The sequence below is a fragment of the Companilactobacillus formosensis genome (assembly GCF_005405305.1).
Classification (GTDB): Bacteria; Bacillota; Bacilli; order Lactobacillales; family Lactobacillaceae; genus Companilactobacillus; species Companilactobacillus formosensis.
The window spans coordinates 116,311-133,484 of record NZ_BJDU01000005.1; the positions used below are offsets into that span (position 1 = coordinate 116,311).

Here is a 17,174-nt window from a genome sequence, read left to right on the forward strand (position 1 = left end):
ATTTTCTCCTATCTAAAAACAGGTTTACTATTACGATATTGAATATCTTCGACACCGTCAAGAACATTGCTAAAACGTGCCGCTGCGAAGAAATAATCTGACAAACGATTAATGAATTTTAAAACAAACTCATTAATTGGTTCTTCTTGCATCAAAGCCACAATTTCTCTTTCTGCACGGCGAGTTACCGTTCTTGCCATATGTAAATTAGCTGCTGTTTTTGATCCGCCAGGTAAGATAAACTTTTTAGTTACAGGTACTTTAGCTGAATAATCATCAATCTTTTTTTCTAGCCAATCGACTGAACCATTGTCAGCTTTAAAAATAAATTCATGTTTCTTATCGGTCGGCGAAACAGCCAAATCAGTTCCACAATCGAATAATAATTGTTGAATTTCCAATAATTCATCCTTCAAAACTTCTGTCTTTTCTGATAGGTTAGCAATTACCACCCCAACTAATGAATTTAATTCATCAACAGTTCCGTAAGAATCGATTCGTTGAGCTGATTTATATAAAACATCATTGCCAATAATTCTAGTTTTTCCTTTGTCACCAGTTCTAGTATAAATTTTCATCCATGTACTCCTCATATAATTATGTGTATGAATAATTATCATACACTCTATAATAAATTATCAATAATTTCACAATGAATAACCGTAGCTTTATCTCTCGTACCTATGTATAATATCACATGTAAGCGCAGTCATTGTGAAATTGGAGGAGATTACATGAATGATAGTTTAACCTTACAGCTAGTAGGGGAATTCGTTGGTACTTTAATTTTGATCTTACTTGGTGACGGAGTTGTCGCCGCTGTTACATTGAAAAAATCTAAGGCCGAAGGTTCTGGCTGGATTGCCATTGCTCTTGGTTGGGGACTTGCAGTAACTTTGGGGGTTTACTGCTCAGCCTTCTTAAGTCCAGCCCACTTGAACCCAGCAGTTACATTAGGTATGGCTATTGCCGGAGTCTTTCCTTGGTCAAGCGTCATCCCTTATATGATTGCCCAAACCTTAGGTGGTATCGTTGGTGCCATTATCGTTTGGCTCAACTACTATCCACATTGGGAAGAAACAGAAGATTCCAGCGCCATTTTGGGAGTATTCGCAACTGGACCTGCTATTAGAAATTACTTCTTTAACTTTTTAAGTGAGTTCATTGGTACATTTGTCCTAGTCTTTGCACTATTAGCCTTCACACGTGGTAAATTTACTGAAGGATTGAATCCCATCGTTGTCGGATTATTAATCACAGCTATCGGTTTCTCACTTGGTGGGACAACAGGTTATGCGATTAATCCAGCCCGTGACCTTGGACCAAGAATTGCCCATCAAATCTTACCAATTGCCAACAAAGGCGATTCCGATTGGGCTTATAGTTGGGTTCCTATCTTAGGACCTTTAGCTGGTGGTGCTGTTGGCGCATTCTTATATCTATTAATTCCGTAATAATTTAAAAAGCGAACCTAAATCGATAGGCTCGCTTTTTTAATGCTTAAAATAAATCATATTTTTGTTTGTAATTATTGAATAACTTTATCCACCGTTTACCCACAAACAACAATAAAACACCGGTAAACAAAGCATGAACAAAATCAAAATAAAAACTGGCCATGATTGATGTGAGGATGCTCTTAATAGTAATTGGATCAACGTAACCGATAATGTAATAAATATCCATAATCCATCCCATCAAAAAGCCACTGAAGAATCCCCAAACAACTAAGAGCCATCTAGGAACATCACTACTCATTAATCCTGAAATTAACCCAATTATACCTAATGCAAACATTTGCCATGGCGTCCAAACACCTTGACCAAAATACATATTAGATGTCAGGGCAATGATTGTTCCCATTAAAAAACCAGTCTCCGGACCACTAACGACTGCTCCCATAATTAAGATAAATAATTCTGGCTTTACAGATGGCAACGCTGCAAAAATTATTCTACCAACAACTGCTAAAGCACAAACAATAGCAATAAAAACTATCTCTTTAGAATTGTGTTGTGACTTTTCAAATCTCCAAAAATAAACTCCTAGAGTCACAATCAAAAATCCAAATGAGAATAACAAATAATTCCGACTAGAAAAGACGGCCATTAAAACTAAAACTAACAGTGATAATACTAATAAAATTGTTGATTTACGATTCAAGTCGTTCAATATCCTTCCATGTTAAAGCTTTGGGGAAAATATCTCTCAAAGCTTTATTTATTTCTGTTGTATAAAAAAATCTGTGACTGAAAAACATTTGCGGACTATTGAATTCACTCAATTTGCCACTAAACATCAACGCCACTTGATCAAAATACTGGGCTGCAAATAGTAAATCATGACTGTTGACAAAAACTGTGCCACCCTTTTCCTGAAAATCTTTAAGACGTCGACCTAACTCCATGCGCTTATTAGGATCTAAGCCCTTTGTCGGCTCATCTAAGAACAAGATTTGGGGATTTTTGATAAATCCCAAGGCCAAGGCCAAAAATTCTTGTTGACCACCGCTTAGATCATAAGGACTGACATCCTCTAATCCTTCTAATGAAAAAGCTTTTAAAACATCCGCCACTTTTTGCTGACTTTGACTCAATTCAATTTGAAATTCTAATTCCTTTGAAACTGTATCTTTGGCAAATAAAGTTGCTGGATCTTGTGGCAATACAAATACATTACGATAAAAATCTTTAGTTATTTTTTGTCCGGCAAACAAAATTTGGCCAGATTGTTTCTGCAGTTGTTGCGTAATGACTTTGAGTAGAGTCGTCTTCCCCATACCATTGGGACCAACTACGCAATAAGATAAGCCCTTCATCAATTTAAAACTGACATTATCAACGATTTCGTTGCCATTATAATTAAAGCGAAAATTCAATCGACTCACTGAGAACAACTCACTGTCACTTTGAATTGGAACCTCGTTATCTCTAAAGTTCAATTCAGCTTGATGATGATGGATGATTGAACTTAACTTTTTATTATTTAAAGGTAAAACAATTTGTTCCGGTAAATGCAATTCTAAGAATAGACGATCCACTTGCGTTAAATAATTCCTATAACGGGGATTGTTAAAGATAGTTTGCAATGCTTCACTAATGTTCTGATCAACAATCAAGTGACTAGCTTCCATCACGACTAAACGATTCGCATATTGTATTACTTGATCTAGTTTGTGTTCCACTAAAATAATTGTCATATCAAATTCAACATTGACCTTGTGGACCATTTGTAATAATTTCTCAGCTGCTATTGGATCAAGTTGTGAAGTGGGTTCATCTAACAATAAAACTTGCGGTTTCAAAATCAAAGCACTCGCTAAATTGATTAATTGCTTTTGACCACCAGATAAATTCTTAACTGGTTCATCTAACAAATTAATTATTCCTAAAAAGCTAGCGATTTCAGCGATTCTCAAGCTAATTTCATCGTCAGATTGACCTTGATTATCTAAGATAAATTTCAATTCATCCCTAGGAGTTTCCATGATCAACTGATTATCCACAAATTGTGAGACGTAAGAAAAATGATTAGTATCACGTAACAATTCGGTTTCAATACTTCCAAAACTTTTGCCATCAACTATTGGCAATAACTGTTTTAACAATGTACTCTTGCCACTGCCAGTCTCACCAATCATTACTACAAAATCACCTTTGTTGAGCGCAAAATTAATCTTGTCTAACGAAAGTCTTTGGCTGTTGTAGTATTGGAAACTGTAATTTTTGAAACGTAGTATTTCCACCATAAGTACGCCCATCCTCCTGAAATTAATGGCAATAAAATTAACAAACTATCCAAAATCATAATTATCCAAATTTTAATGTCAATTTGAATCGATAAATTAGCTGAGCCAAAATTGATTTTACCAACCTTCAAAATCACTAAGATTAGATTGATTATTACTGATATTAAAACAGTACACAAAATTACCCAATCACTGTTTCTAAAATCAGTTTTTCCAACCTTTTGTTGTCTTTGTTCATAACCTTTCAAAGTTAAGGCATCGGCCACATTCATAAAATTAGCAATTGACTTATTCAACACCACTTCCGTAAGTGTCATAGTCTTTTTGATTTTTTGACTAAATTTTTTTGACTCTTCATAAATTCGAAATTTATTTAACTCTTTAGTTTCATGATAAATAGCAATAATTCTAGGAATAAACTTAATCGTTAAAACAAAAACGATCGCCACACTCTTAAAAAATTTTGCTAACAGTTCAAAAATGACTTTGATTCTAATCAACGCATCATACAAATAAAAAGCCCACAACAAATTAACAAATGAAATACCCAAAATAATACCATTACTAAGCGATTCAGTCGTAATTTTAATCAGAGGCAGTGTCAACAAAAGGTTATTTCCACGTTGATTCAAAATCAAATTAAACAAGACCGTCACCAGAAAAATTATCCCAGAAAATTTACAATACGTTTTGAATTTTTCCTGTCGTGTATAAAATGATACAACTAATAATGAAATTAATATGCCCGTAATAATAATTGGATTATTAAACAGTAAAGATATCAAAATGACATTGGCTAAATAAGCAAATATCACCAAATTATTAGTATTTTTTTGAAAATGAAAAACTAACTGATTCAATATCTCCACCTCCTATCCAATATTCTTATTCTAACTTATTAACTTTAAAAAACTAAATGATTCAAGAAAGTTTTATTTTGTTATAATTGAAATCGTGTTTAATTTATGAGGAGGAATTTATCGATGAAAAGAATTGCTGCATTTTTAGCTACATTATTGATGTTACTAGGAGTATTTGCTCCAGCTGCTGCAACACCCGTTCAAGCTAAGTCAACTAAGAATATCAAAGTAACTTACGTCTTGAAGAAGAACAAGAAACAAATCGCCAAGAAAACTCTAACTTTAAAGAAAAATACCACTGTTTCTAAAGGTTTGAAAAAGGCCTGGAAAGTTACTGACAAAGATGGTTTCATCACAAAGATCGATGGTCATAAACAAAATACTAAGAAAAAAATTTACTGGACTTTTACCGTCAACAAGAAACAAGTTAATGTTTCAGCTGATAAGAAGAAATTACACAACAAAGATAAAGTCGAATTCAAGCTTTCAAAATATAACGGCTAATAAAAATGCATTCAACAATTCCAAGTGGAAGATGTTGAATGCATTTTTTATTTGTTAACGTCAAATGTGTAAGAACTTGCATAAAATGGAACTCGATATGCTCTATAGACATAAGCTTTGGAAGCGGCATTTTCAATTGTTACATTGAAGACTTGATTACCAGCTTGATCGACTTCAATAATATTGCTTTCTTTACCATTATTCTTAAATCCAAAATCAACTAAAGTATTACCATTAGATTCTCTTTCAGCGTACCCGATAATATTAGTAAAATTGGCTTTACCCAAATCTTTTCCATAAGACCACGTTTGATCAATAGTCATATTCTTAGTATCGATATGATATTGAACGGCTTGTGAATACTTGCCGCTAGTCTTCTTATCACCGTTTGTAACATCGATGTTGTTGTCATATAAGATTACATCTTCGGAATCCTTATCCTTACTCAAGAGATACAACCCATGTTGACCACCAGTAATTGAGGTTCCCTTAGTTGGTGTTAAAACTTTACTGCGATATTTCTTAGGCCATGACGACTTCTTCTTACCACTGTAAATCCAGACTATTTTATCAGTCTTGTAATTCAATTTCATAATCATATCTTGATTACGTCCTGAAATCATAATCGAATTATCAGATGCATCGTAATCAACTGCGTTTTGATGGAACCAGTCGACTTTACCATCCGAACCAGCCTTGTAATTCTTGTACATTGAGCTAGGCAAGATCTTCTTCAAATCGATAACTTTAACTACCTTACCGGTCTTATGAGAAATCTGAACCATAACGTCTTCTTTGTACTTCGAACCATCACTGACAGTAGCTAAAATATCCTTATTCGGCAATTCAACTAAATCATGGTGAATCAAGGTTGTTTCATCCTTAGCGTTTCCTGAATCATTTGATTTCGTCTTAGTACTGAAGGTATATTCTTTATAAACTCGACCTAAAACGTCTGTTTCAATCAAGTCATTGTATACTTGCGAATCTTGTTTTTTCTTGGTCAAAACTAACATATGGCCATTAGAAATTTGTTCGATCGTATGTTGCGAATAATCAGTTGAATACCAGCGAACCTCTCCATCAGCATCAATTGCAAATGGCTCTTTGGTCGTACGGTTGACGATAGTTAATTTATTATCACCGATATCCATCTTTGATTTATCGTTCTTAGAGACAGTTATTTTGGCATTCTTGACATATTTTGGCAACGAACCAGTTTTAATTTGAATCGTCTTTTCGTCAGTCGTACCATCCTCATAAGTAACTTTGATTGTTACATTATTAGTAGTATCAGCATACAAACCTACTATAGGTACTTGATGAGTTTTCGAATTGCCATTGACCTTGTTAGTAATATCCGTAGAATCAGTTTTACCCTCAACAGTATATGAAACTTTCGCTTTTTGATCAGTCTGGAAAACTACTAATGCAGTTAATGGCGATGTCTTATATGGATTGACCTTAATATATGGATCATCCAATGTATATTTTTTATTTTTGACTACTTTTTGGTAAGTCTTTGTTAGTGCCGCTTGTTTATCCTCACGTGTAGTAACAAGCTTTGAACCGATATTTTTCTTTATCTGAGCGGTGGATAGTACTTGTGAATCATTGCTACTTTGACTACATCCCACTAAGAGAAAAGAAATAAATAATAACGGTATTAAAGAAAATACGACTCTCCTCCTCAAAAAATTATTCCCTCCTTTTATTCTTATACGAATAATTTACCAAATAAATATTTATATTCCTTCAATATTTTATGAACATTCTATGAAATTTTGCTCAAAAAAAGCCTAAAATTATCTACTTCGGGATAATTTTAGGCTTTATTTATTTAATTATTAATGGTTGAAGATTCTTCTCAATCTCAGCCAACGGAGTCTCAACTTGAGCTAAAGTAGCAGCAGTATAAGCGCCTTCTACCAAAGCTACATCATACTTATGAATCGTTTTATCAGTCATTTCCATCAGCATTTCAAGATTCATTTTCGAACTACCTAAATCGTAAAATGCCAAAATCTCATCGCCAGTATTGTCATCAACAGCCGTTTTAATTTTCTCTAACGAAGAACCAATTTCACCTTCATCAGTTCCTCCAGCGGTAGTTATTGATAAATCTGGTGCTGCTTGAGAAATTAAATCCTTCACTCCCGCGGCAATTTTACTCGAGTGAGAAACTATTACGATTCCATATTTCATTTTTAGTCCCCCAATACTTCTAATAAGGATTCAAATAAGTATGCACTTGATTCTGCACCTGGGTCGATATGACCTTTAGATTTTTCTTCTAGATAACTAGCACGACCTTTAGTAGCAACTAAATCTTTGACATTTTCTAGTGCTGAATCGATAACTTTTTGATTGAAAGCATTGTTTTTCAAAGCATCACTAGCTGGTTGCCAAACATCAATCATCGTCTTCATACCGACATCTGACTGACCACGACGTTTGATACCGTCAGTTCCAATTTGAATTAAATCGGACAATTCAATATTTTCCGCTTTGACTGCTTTAGACATATCCAAAAAAGCCGTTCCATACAAAGGACCTGAAGCCCCACCAACTTTTTGAATCATTGCAAAGGCAGTTGTTTTGTATAAGTCAGCTAAGTTTTCCGGATCTTTTTTATCAAAAGAATCTTTGATAGCATTCATCCCACGATCCATATTTGTTCCATGGTCACCATCGCCAATTGCTGTATCTAATTCGTTTAAGTTTGCTTTATTAGCTTGAACTTTTTCTACAAATAAATTAATCCATTTTTTTGCATCAATTAATTCTAATTTCATCGAATCTTCCTCTCTACCAAGCGATTGTTGTAACTGGTTCTTTTAAGAATTTGATCCATTCACTGTCTGCTTTCATGATGGTCAAAGAAATTCCCTGCATATCGAGCGATGTAACTAAATTACCAACTTTACTAAACTCAACATCAATATCTTTATCAGCTAATTCTTTTAAAACGTCGTTAGCAAAGATGTATTGTTCCATTAAAGGTGTTCCACCCATACCGTTAACTAAAATAGCAAAATTGCCTGATTTATCATCAAATTCTTTTAAAATCTTCTCAATCAATTCGTGTGCTAAATCTTTTGCAGGCTGAATCTTTTCGACAGCATAGCCGCGTTCATTGTGGATACCAATGCCATATTCAATTTCATCGTCACCTAATTCAAATCCAGGATGCCCTACAGCGGGCACAGTAGCCGCATGGAGAGCAATTCCAATCGTTTTAGTATTGTCGATAACCTTTTGACCTAAAGTTGCAACATCGTCTAAGGACATCCCAGAACGAGCTGCAGCTCCGACGATTTTTTCGACTAAAGCAGTACCGGCAACCCCACGTTTACCTTGAGTAAATTCACTATTTTCTACTGAAATATCATCGTCAACAACTATTGTCTTGATTTTAATATCATCCGCTTCAGCCATTTCTTTAGCCATGTCAAAATTCATAACGTCACCGGAGTAATTCTTAACTACTAACAAAACGCCCAATCCTTGATCAACCGCCTTGATAGCCTCATAAATTTGGTCAGGAGTTGGTGAAGTAAAGACTTCTCCAGCCACAGCGGCACTGAGCATTCCATCGCCCACGTAACCAGCATGCAATGGTTCATGACCACTACCACCACCAGAAACGATACCGACTTGTTTGTTTTCAGTAAACTTCTTATCATTTCTAACTACAGCAGTCGTACCGTCGATTTGTCTTACTAAATCAGAATTGGTTTTAACTAAACCTGAAATCATTTCAGGAACAATATCCTCAACATTATTAATAATCTTCTTCATATTCTCCTCCTTGTTTACGCTTACAAATTTTATTATACAGCTTTTTCATAACAAAAAAACTACCCTAGAAATTAGAGTAGTTTTTCATTATGCCAAACTAGCTTTAGGCAAAATATTAATGATATAAAGTAAAATTACGAAAACAACGAACAATCCATACATGATAGGATTGATTTCTTTTCTCTTACCGGCAGCCAACATGGTAATTGGATAAACCAAGAAACCAAAGGCGATACCGTAGGAGATGTTATAAGTCAAAGGCATACCAACGATAGTTAGAAAGGCTGGCAAAGCAATTTCAAAGCGATCCCATCTAATTCCTTTCATCGATTGCGCCATCAATGTACCAACAATAATTAAAACCGGTGCCGTAACGTTTGTTGTTACAACCGATAATAATGGTGAGAAAAACATTGATAAAGCAAACATAACGCCGACTGTAATTGAAGTTAAACCAGTTCTACCACCAACAGCAATACCTGCTGAAGATTCAACATAAGCTGTTGGAGGAGTTGTACCAAAGACAGCTCCACTGACCATTGAAATCGAATCAGCCATCAAAGCATGACCAATTCTTGGCATTTTACCATCTTCGTCTTGCATAACGTCAACTTGCTCAGCTAAACCAATCAAAGTACCAGCAGTATCAAAAAAAGCTACTAATAAGAAGATTATTACGACGGCCCATAATTGTGGATGTGTAATATCTGAAATGTGCATTACCCCAACACCAAAAGTTGGTTTTAAACTAGGAATTGCTGAAACAATATGTGATGGCATAGGAATTAATTTAGTAACTAAGCCCACAATAGTCGTAAAGACCATCCCGATAAAAATAGCTCCAGGAATTTTACGAGCCATCAAGATTGCTGTTACTAACAATCCAACAATCGTCAACCAAGTAGTTGGAACGGCAAATGATCCAATTGCTACTAATGAGGACTTACTAGCCGTGATCAATCCCCCACCTTGCAGACCGACAAAGGCAATGAAGATACCTAACCCGGCGGCCACCGCCAACTTCAGGTCCTTGGGAATAGCATTAATAACTACTTCACGAATTTTCATTAATGAAAGAATTAAGAAAATCAAACTAGCTACAAAGACTCCAGCCATGGCAGTTTGCCAAGGAATTCCCATCGCTATAACGACAGAATAACTGAAAAAGGCATTGTCGCCTAAACCTGGTGCAATCGCAATTGGGTAGTTAGCTAAAATTCCCATCAAAATTGAACCAACGACGGCAGTTAATGCTGTAGCAGTAAATAAAGATCCTTTGTTCATCCCCGAGTCTCCCAAAACTTGTGGATTAACAAATAAAATATAAGCCATGGATACAAACGTTGTTAAACCAGCTAAAATCTCACGTCTAACATTTGTTTTGGCTTCTTCGAGATGGAATAAACGTTCCATAAAACTTAAATTCCGTCCATCTTGTAATGAATTCACAATAAACGCCCCTTAGAAAATATAAAAACTTTTTTTCGAACTTTTCTAGTATTGCAGATTATTCGGGTTTTTACAAGTAAATTAGAAACATTTTATTATTTTTTATTTATATTGTTCGGATTTTACTATTATTTTATTAATATATTTTGTTTTTTAAGTGATTTTATAGTTACGTGTAACGCTATTGTTCGGATTTTACTTAATTTTTCACAAAAAAAGAAGACTCAAACAAGAAACGTTCAAGTCTTCTTTTTTCAGAAATATTAGTTTGTAACAGCTGATTTTTCTGAAATTTTAATAGTTCCATCAACTAAATCAGCTTTTAAGTTTTTAACGTCCAAATGATCGAGATAGAATTCAGCTACTTTATCTCTAATTTGTTGCTCAATAACACGACGTAATGGTCTTGCTCCCATGGCTTCGTCATATCCTTCATCGATCAACCATTCTTTAGCTTCTGGTGTGACTTCCAAAGTGATTTGTTTCTTAGCCAAGTTAGTATTGACATCATTTAACATCAAGTTAACGATTTGATTCAAGTCCTTCTTTGATAGATGGGTAAACTCAACGATGCCATTGAATCTATTCAAAAATTCTGGTTTGAAGTAAGGAGCTAATTTATCCATCAACTTCTCGTCTTCAGTTGCTTTATTACCAAATCCAGCATTAGATGTAGCAATAATGATCGTATTCTTGAAATCAACAACATTTCCTTGTCCATCAGTCAAACGACCGTCATCCATAACTTGCAATAACAAGGTCAATACTTGAGGGTTAGCCTTTTCAATTTCATCTAACAAAACGATGGAATATGGATTACGACGAACCTTTTCAGTTAAAGTATTGCCATTATCTTCATAGCCAACGTAACCAGCTGACGTACCAATCAATTTGGATACCGCTGTTAAGTCTGAATATTCACTCATATCCAAACGAACGATAGCATCCTTGCTACCAAACATATCTTTGGCTAATTGTTTGACTAATTCCGTCTTACCAACACCAGTAGGTCCAACGAACAAGAAACTACCGATTGGACGATTGCCGTCATCAAAACCAGCCCGGTTACGACGAATAGCTCTGACTACCATGTCAACAGCTTCGTTTTGACCGATAACCTTGCTCTTTAAACGTTTGCCCATATCTTTGAGACGTTCAATATCGCTGGCACCCATTTGTGATACGGGTACACCAGTCAATCTTTGAACGGATTCAGCAATATCGTTAACGGTTGCTACTGGTTCATCGGTTTGCTCGTCACCTTTATCTAGTTTTGCTTGTAGTTCTTCAATGTGTTTCTTCAAACTAGCAGCTTTTTCATAATCTTCTTTTTTAGCAGCAGCTTCTTTATCAGCTTCAGCTTGTTTGAGATCTTTTTCCAAGCTTACTTTGTCAGTTACAGGATTTTTGGCTGCCAAGTGAGCTGCCGTCATATCGATCAGGTCAATTGCCTTATCTGGTAATGATCTCTGAGGAATGTATTGAACTGAATAATCGACTGCGGCTTTCAATACATTGTCAGGTAGTTTTACATGATGATGATCTTCGTATGATTTACGTAAACCTTTCAAAATAGCCACCGTAGCATCTTTACTTGGTTCATTGATTGTTACATCGTTGAATCTTCTTGCCAAAGCAGCATCCTTCATGATCGTATTACGATATTCATCTTGCGTTGTAGCACCAATAATAGAAATCTCGCCACGACTCAAAGCTGGTTTGATAATGTCAGCTAAACCTTTGCTACCAGAATCGGAGCCACTTGATCCAGCACCAATGATTTGATGAATTTCATCGAAGAATAAGACGACATTGCCAGCCTTTTTAACTTCTTGCAAAAGTTTTTGAATGTTTTCCTCAAATGATCCACGGTATTGAGTCCCTGCTTCAAGAGATGAAACATCAATTGAAATAATTTGTTTGTCTTTGATAGCTTCAGGTACGTCACCTTTGACGATGGCTTGTGCTAAACCCTCAACTACTGCAGTCTTACCAACACCAGCATCACCAACGAGAATTGGATTATTCTTCGTTCTCCGACTTAAAACTTCAGCTGTTTCTTGAATCTCTTTGTCACGGCCAATAACTGGATCCAAAAGTCCATCTTTAGCCTCTTGGGTCAAATTACGACCTAACTTCTCTAACATCGTGCCATTTTTTGTTTGTTTATTATCGCTGATAGGGATATTTTCCCCAGCAGTTCTTGCTTCTTGATATTTTGCTAATTCTTCAGGAGTCAACTCTTGGCCATTCACATAATACTTAGCTTGTGAATTACCGTTTTGTTGACTCATTAATCTTCTAAATATTTCGTCCATATTGTCGTTAAATGGATCTCCATCCCAAAATGATCTTGCCATATAAAAGCCTCCTCACTTCAAGTAATGCAATTCCAATTCACGCAGAACTTTCCACATTGCTGTATCCTGCGCCTTGGCAATTGCCTCTATATCGCGCAAATTGATAGATGTGGCGGAAGATTGTTTTTTGTTGAAAGATTTATGAAGCGTCGTATAACCATACCCGCTCTTTTTTGCTATTACATAAATTGTTAATCCGTTGTCTTCTAAGTATGATTTGATATCTATTCTCATCTTTCTCCAACCTCCACACTTATAGTATAGCACATTTGTGATATAACACAAATGTGAAGTATCACAAATGTGACATATTTTTAAAATGATTCTTGATTCCTAATTTATCAACATTTTGTTAAACTAAAACTATTAAGAGGTGATTTAATGAGGGCCTTACTAAGTACTTTAAACAGATTAAATCATGTTTATGACCAACTCGATTTACTCAATTTTCGAGCTCACAAGAATCTTCCTTTGACTTTCAACAAGGAAGATAGTAAGAAGTTACTACCCCAAAACAAACGTCTTTATTTCAGTTATTCGTATCTAAATAAGGAAAAATCTCGTTTAACGAATGTATTATTGAACCAAGTTGTTGACTTACGTTTACCAATTTTTATCAGAAATAAAACTATCCATCCCCAGATGATCGATAAAGTCTTAAAACTGCAAAACATCAATCAAGCTCCTAGCAAGCAACGTTTCAAACTACCTTCTAGAAATCGTAAAATCAACAAATTAAAACAGTTGATTACAATGATTGAAAACGAAAATTTGAATCTTTGCCGTGGATATCTCAATCAAATTTATATCATTTTGCTGATTCATCATGCCTTGCCTTTAGAGCTAAGAGATCAACGTTATCAAGCTGGTGAATTACTTCAAGATAGTGATTTTCGGACCAAGCTTTTACAATACGACTATGATCGTTATTTGTATGAAGAATTTGAACCGGAAAATTACTTACGACTATTGATTTACAATCGTGTCCATCGGATGCCAGATTACGTTAAATCTTTTGAAGCTCGCAAAGTTTTGCCTGAAGCTGCTGAATGTGGATTTTCTGCCACGGCTTTTCAAATTGCTATCGATGGTGTCAAAGAACTGTACATTGCCTTTCGTGGTACCGAAGGTGGCGATGACAATACTATCAAATCTCGCAGTAAACGTTTTGAAGCCTCAATCTTAGAAACTTATAAAGATTGGGATTACAACGTCAACGCTATTTTGATTGGTAGCGATAAAAATCTCAGCCAACTGAAAATGGCTCGGCAATTCGTACAATACGTTAAATTACACAGTCTTTCTGACACTTTGATCTATGGCTTAGGACATTCTTTAGGTGGTCATTTTGTCCAAACTTTGCAACTAATGGACAATCCTTTTGATGCCGGTTTTACACTGAACTCTGCTCCAGTTAATTTAAAATTGATCCAACATTTAAAGCCTGAATTATTTACTCCAGAAATCTGGGAAAAATTATTTGATTTAACTAATGATACGGAAAATGTGAAGTACATTACGACTGACTTAAAAAATCAAATCAATCGTCTATTACCAAGTGATTATTCGGAAATTATCAACCAAAGTTTTGAACAGGATATGACCCAAGTTTTCTACGAATTGCCTTTTACTATTTGGATCGGACAAAAATGGGAATATAACTTAAGTAATTGGAAATATCCTTTTAAAAATCATCCCCGAGCCTTTTTGAGCAGTGGTGAAATTCACGCCTATCAAAGATTCTTTGAACAATTATTCGCTTACCTAACGATTTCTAATAATAGTGCTCAGGTCGTCAAAAATAGTATGAGTTTTATTAGACATCGAACACGAATATTACATAATACGATCAATGACCCTAAAACTGCTAAATACTTTTTTGACTATGCTAATTATTTGTACCAGTCTGGCGTCTTTAAAGATCGTCCACAAAAAATCAGTCAAACTTTCATTGAAGAAAATAATTCTGTTCTTCGTGGTTCGTTACGCGAGTGGCCTTTTTTGAAGAGTATAAATACTGATATGTTAGGCTTGGCAACCTATTTCCACGTTATAGATGGTGCAAAACATTTCCTCAATCGCAAGCCTACAAAATTATAAAAATTATAACTTTATTAAAATAAACCTTGAAATTTTAATTCTATGTGCCTATAATACGAACCAACAAAACGTTGAAGAAAAAAGTAGAAATCTCAAAAACGCTTAGTGAGTCATGTTGAGTGAAAAATGACCGTCATGAGAATTTTGAAAATCATTTCTGAGTTCGGTGCCGATATGTAGGTTACCGTGGCTGCCACCATTATCAGGCTAGCGGATTATTTGTCCGTTAAATGAGTGAGTATTTTTGTAATACCCATAAAAGGTGGTACCGTTCTATTTGAGCCCTTTTCCTTAGCTGGAAGAGGGCTCTTTTTGTTCCTAACGTTTTTAAAATTTCAAAAGGGGTGGTTAAAAATGGATTCTGATATTAGTGGCATTAAGAGCCCATCACAGATTAGAAACAACATTTTTAGGAGGAAGTTTTATGAAAGACGATTACGATTTATCAGGAGAAAAAAGCAGTAAGAGAAAGGTTCTACACCTACTAGTAGTATCATCATTAATTTTTGGGATGTTCTTTGGTTCTGGGAACTTGATTTTTCCAGTTCACCTAGGACAATTAGCCGGTAACAATTGGCTGTCAGCCGCATTTGGCTTTGCAATTTCTGGTTCACTCTTTCCGTTACTAGCAATTTTGGCTGTTGTCGTTACTAAGAGTGACGGCTTATATGATTTGGCCCGTCCAGTTGGCAAATTTTATGCTGCAATGTTTTTAGTTTTGGTTCATTTGACCATCGGACCTTTCTTCGGTACTCCACGTACTGCCGCTACCGCTTTTGAAATGGGACTTAAACCATTCTTACCAGCAAAATTTGACACCGTCGGGATGTTAGTTTTCACCGCTTTATTTTTTGGTTTAGCCTATGTTTTAACTGTTCATCAAAACAGATTATTGAAATACGTTGGAAAATATTTGAATACTATCTTCTTGGTATTATTAGCTGTTATCTTTGTAGTTGCTTTCTTGAACCCTATGGGTGGCTTGAATCATATGCCAACCCAAGCTTATCAAACTAGCGCTACTGTCAGTGGTTTACTTGAAGGTTACAACACGATCGATGCCGTTGCCCTTCTAGCTTTGAGTGTTACTTTCGTTCATGCCGTTAAAGGTCTTGGCTACAAAGATAGAGAACTAACTGGTTTAACTGCTAAAGCTGGTTCTTTGAGTATCGCCTTAGAAGTTTTAGTTTACTTTGGATTAGTTCTCTTAGGTTCATTTAGTTTGAGTAGATTAAACCTTTCTGACAATGGTGGTACTGCTCTTTCACAAATCGTTAATTACTACTTCGGTAATTTTGGAGCCGCCTTCTTAGGTGTTCTAGTTACCTTAGGTGTTTTCACTACCGCTATGGGACTTGTGGCATCATTCTCACAAGATTTCCACAAATTATTCCCTAAAGTAAGCTACTTAGCTTGGTTACGTGTCACAACGGTGATGTCATTTATTGTTGCTAACGCTGGACTAGATAACATCATCGCTTGGTCACTACCAGTGTTAATGTTACTTTACCCACTATCATTAGCTTTGATCCTCGTTTCTTTGACAGTTCACTCAAAACCATACGCTGGGGTCGTTTACAAGATGACCATCGCCTTTACTGTTTTACCTGCCGTCTTTGATATGTTAAATGCTTCACCAGAGGCTGTCACAAATTTAACTTTCGTCAAAGCTGCATTAAACTTCTATCATCAATACGTTCCATTCGCTAGTTTAGGTTTAGGCTGGGTTACATTGACTCTAGCTGGATTTGTTCTAGGACTAGTCTTTGGTAAATTAGGCGTCTTTGCTAGTGCAACAAATTCAGTTGAAAGTAGAAACTAAGATGATTGAAGTTGCATCCACTACTAAAGATTTCAATTTTCAAACAATTCGTGAACTGTATTATAAAACCTGGCAATATGCTTATGTTGGGATCGTTCCACAAGCCTTGTTAGATAATTTAAAAATTGATATTTGGCATCCAGAGACGAGATGGAACAATACTTTAGTAGCCTTAGACGGCGAAAAAGTAGTCGGGGTTTGTTCATTTGGTCCTGCTAGACGTAAGAAATATCAAGGATTTGGGGAAATCTATACGCTTTACGTCCTGCCAGAATATCAACATCAAGGTATCGGTCAAAAATTATTCGCCGCTGCCTTAGAAAACTTAACTAAAAAGTTTAATAACTTCTATTTGATTGTCTTGAAGAAAAACTTAATTGCTCAAGCATTTTTTGAAATGTTTGGCTTTGAAGAAACATTAGATCAAATTGCTGATCAAACAGAATATGGTCTCGTTCACGAAATTGTCTTTACAATGAACGACAAAAAAAGCACCCTCGATTGAGGATGCTTTTTCATTTGCAATTAAT

Annotated in this window: 16 protein-coding genes; 5 read left to right on the forward strand and 11 right to left on the reverse strand. The window is 35.5% G+C overall.

The annotated features are described in order from the left end of the window. Positions 1–8 precede the first annotated feature (8 nt). Entirely contained in the window at positions 9–578 is a 570-nt protein-coding gene (locus FFM65_RS07115; RefSeq protein WP_119318297.1) for a cob(I)yrinic acid a,c-diamide adenosyltransferase, read from the reverse strand. A 156-nt stretch (positions 579–734) separates the two neighbouring features. Between FFM65_RS07115 and FFM65_RS07120 the strand changes: the two genes are divergently transcribed. After that, a complete protein-coding gene (locus FFM65_RS07120) occupies positions 735–1,454 on the forward strand; it encodes an MIP/aquaporin family protein (protein ID WP_119318296.1) in 720 nt (239 codons plus the stop codon). Between the two features lie 46 nt (positions 1,455–1,500). Here FFM65_RS07120 and FFM65_RS07125 read toward each other — a convergent pair whose 3' ends face one another. Genes FFM65_RS07125 through FFM65_RS07135 form a run of 3 tightly spaced genes read right to left on the reverse strand, consistent with a single transcriptional unit; the run spans position 1,501 to position 4,404 of the window. Further along, positions 1,501–2,163: an ECF transporter S component family protein gene (locus FFM65_RS07125; protein ID WP_245954245.1), complete on the reverse strand. Its 663-nt coding sequence runs from the start codon at positions 2,161–2,163 to the stop codon at positions 1,501–1,503. After that, on the reverse strand, positions 2,153–3,748 hold the full coding sequence (locus tag FFM65_RS07130; protein ID WP_162897959.1) for an ABC transporter ATP-binding protein: 1,596 nt from the start codon (positions 3,746–3,748) through the stop codon (positions 2,153–2,155). The genes FFM65_RS07125 and FFM65_RS07130 overlap by 11 nt, the downstream gene beginning before the upstream one ends. After that, positions 3,682–4,404 carry an energy-coupling factor transporter transmembrane component T gene (locus FFM65_RS07135; protein WP_307722443.1) on the reverse strand — a complete coding sequence of 241 codons (723 nt, stop codon included), beginning with the start codon at positions 4,402–4,404 and terminating at the stop codon, positions 3,682–3,684. Before FFM65_RS07135 ends, FFM65_RS07130 begins: the two co-directional genes overlap by 67 nt. Positions 4,405–4,731: 327 nt before the next feature. Here FFM65_RS07135 and FFM65_RS07140 point away from each other — a divergent pair, with 327 nt between their 5' ends. Continuing rightward, a complete protein-coding gene (locus tag FFM65_RS07140) occupies positions 4,732–5,112 on the forward strand; it encodes a DUF4430 domain-containing protein (RefSeq protein ID WP_119318292.1) in 381 nt (126 codons plus the stop codon). A gap of 47 nt (positions 5,113–5,159) precedes the next feature. Here the strand turns inward: FFM65_RS07140 and FFM65_RS07145 are convergent, their stop codons facing one another. The 7 genes from FFM65_RS07145 to FFM65_RS07175 form a co-directional block, all read right to left on the reverse strand. After that, positions 5,160–6,806, reverse strand: coding sequence for an aryl-sulfate sulfotransferase (locus tag FFM65_RS07145; RefSeq protein WP_137610105.1), 1,647 nt, complete (start codon positions 6,804–6,806; stop codon positions 5,160–5,162). Between the two features lie 142 nt (positions 6,807–6,948). Beyond that, positions 6,949–7,317, reverse strand: coding sequence for a dihydroxyacetone kinase phosphoryl donor subunit DhaM (gene dhaM / locus FFM65_RS07150; protein WP_119318291.1), 369 nt, complete (start codon positions 7,315–7,317; stop codon positions 6,949–6,951). Between the two features lie 2 nt (positions 7,318–7,319). Beyond that, positions 7,320–7,907 (reverse strand): dihydroxyacetone kinase subunit DhaL, encoded by a 588-nt coding sequence (gene dhaL / locus FFM65_RS07155; RefSeq protein ID WP_119318290.1) that lies wholly within the window; start codon positions 7,905–7,907, stop codon positions 7,320–7,322. Between the two features lie 13 nt (positions 7,908–7,920). Then, complete coding sequence (gene dhaK, locus FFM65_RS07160; RefSeq protein WP_119318289.1) at positions 7,921–8,913, reverse strand: dihydroxyacetone kinase subunit DhaK; 993 nt, start codon at positions 8,911–8,913, stop codon at positions 7,921–7,923. 87 nt (positions 8,914–9,000) lie between these two features. Next, a complete protein-coding gene (locus FFM65_RS07165) occupies positions 9,001–10,326 on the reverse strand; it encodes an NCS2 family permease (RefSeq protein WP_119318396.1) in 1,326 nt (441 codons plus the stop codon). Positions 10,327–10,625: 299 nt separating this feature from the next. Further along, positions 10,626–12,722 carry an AAA family ATPase gene (locus tag FFM65_RS07170; RefSeq protein WP_119318288.1) on the reverse strand — a complete coding sequence of 699 codons (2,097 nt, stop codon included), beginning with the start codon at positions 12,720–12,722 and terminating at the stop codon, positions 10,626–10,628. A 12-nt stretch (positions 12,723–12,734) separates the two neighbouring features. Beyond that, complete coding sequence (locus tag FFM65_RS07175) at positions 12,735–12,956, reverse strand: hypothetical protein (RefSeq protein WP_057813547.1); 222 nt, start codon at positions 12,954–12,956, stop codon at positions 12,735–12,737. A gap of 147 nt (positions 12,957–13,103) precedes the next feature. Between FFM65_RS07175 and FFM65_RS07180 the strand changes: the two genes are divergently transcribed. From FFM65_RS07180 to FFM65_RS07190, 3 genes are all read left to right on the forward strand, one after another. Further along, positions 13,104–14,822 (forward strand): DUF6792 domain-containing protein, encoded by a 1,719-nt coding sequence (locus tag FFM65_RS07180; RefSeq protein ID WP_119318287.1) that lies wholly within the window; start codon positions 13,104–13,106, stop codon positions 14,820–14,822. 424 nt (positions 14,823–15,246) lie between these two features. Continuing rightward, positions 15,247–16,644, forward strand: a complete 1,398-nt coding sequence (brnQ, locus tag FFM65_RS07185; protein ID WP_119318286.1) for a branched-chain amino acid transport system II carrier protein — start codon at positions 15,247–15,249, stop codon at positions 16,642–16,644. Next, positions 16,628–17,149, forward strand: a complete 522-nt coding sequence (locus FFM65_RS07190; protein WP_137610106.1) for a GNAT family N-acetyltransferase — start codon at positions 16,628–16,630, stop codon at positions 17,147–17,149. The genes brnQ and FFM65_RS07190 overlap by 17 nt, the downstream gene beginning before the upstream one ends. Positions 17,150–17,174 lie beyond the last annotated feature (25 nt).

Excerpts from the sequence above, each read along its gene's own strand:
- FFM65_RS07115 (WP_119318297.1), bottom strand. The coding sequence starts at position 578 with ATGAAAATTTATACTAGAACTGGTGACAAAGGAAAAACTAGAATTATT.
- FFM65_RS07120 (WP_119318296.1), top strand. The coding sequence starts at position 735 with ATGAATGATAGTTTAACCTTACAGCTAGTAGGGGAATTCGTTGGTACT.
- FFM65_RS07130 (WP_162897959.1), bottom strand. The coding sequence starts at position 3,748 with ATGGTGGAAATACTACGTTTCAAAAATTACAGTTTCCAATACTACAAC.
- FFM65_RS07140 (WP_119318292.1), top strand. The coding sequence starts at position 4,732 with ATGAAAAGAATTGCTGCATTTTTAGCTACATTATTGATGTTACTAGGA.
- dhaM (WP_119318291.1), bottom strand. The coding sequence starts at position 7,317 with ATGAAATATGGAATCGTAATAGTTTCTCACTCGAGTAAAATTGCCGCG.
- dhaL (WP_119318290.1), bottom strand. The coding sequence starts at position 7,907 with ATGAAATTAGAATTAATTGATGCAAAAAAATGGATTAATTTATTTGTA.
- dhaK (WP_119318289.1), bottom strand. The coding sequence starts at position 8,913 with ATGAAGAAGATTATTAATAATGTTGAGGATATTGTTCCTGAAATGATT.
- FFM65_RS07165 (WP_119318396.1), bottom strand. The coding sequence starts at position 10,326 with ATGGAACGTTTATTCCATCTCGAAGAAGCCAAAACAAATGTTAGACGT.
- FFM65_RS07170 (WP_119318288.1), bottom strand. The coding sequence starts at position 12,722 with ATGGCAAGATCATTTTGGGATGGAGATCCATTTAACGACAATATGGAC.
- FFM65_RS07175 (WP_057813547.1), bottom strand. The coding sequence starts at position 12,956 with ATGAGAATAGATATCAAATCATACTTAGAAGACAACGGATTAACAATT.
- FFM65_RS07180 (WP_119318287.1), top strand. The coding sequence starts at position 13,104 with ATGAGGGCCTTACTAAGTACTTTAAACAGATTAAATCATGTTTATGAC.
- brnQ (WP_119318286.1), top strand. The coding sequence starts at position 15,247 with ATGAAAGACGATTACGATTTATCAGGAGAAAAAAGCAGTAAGAGAAAG.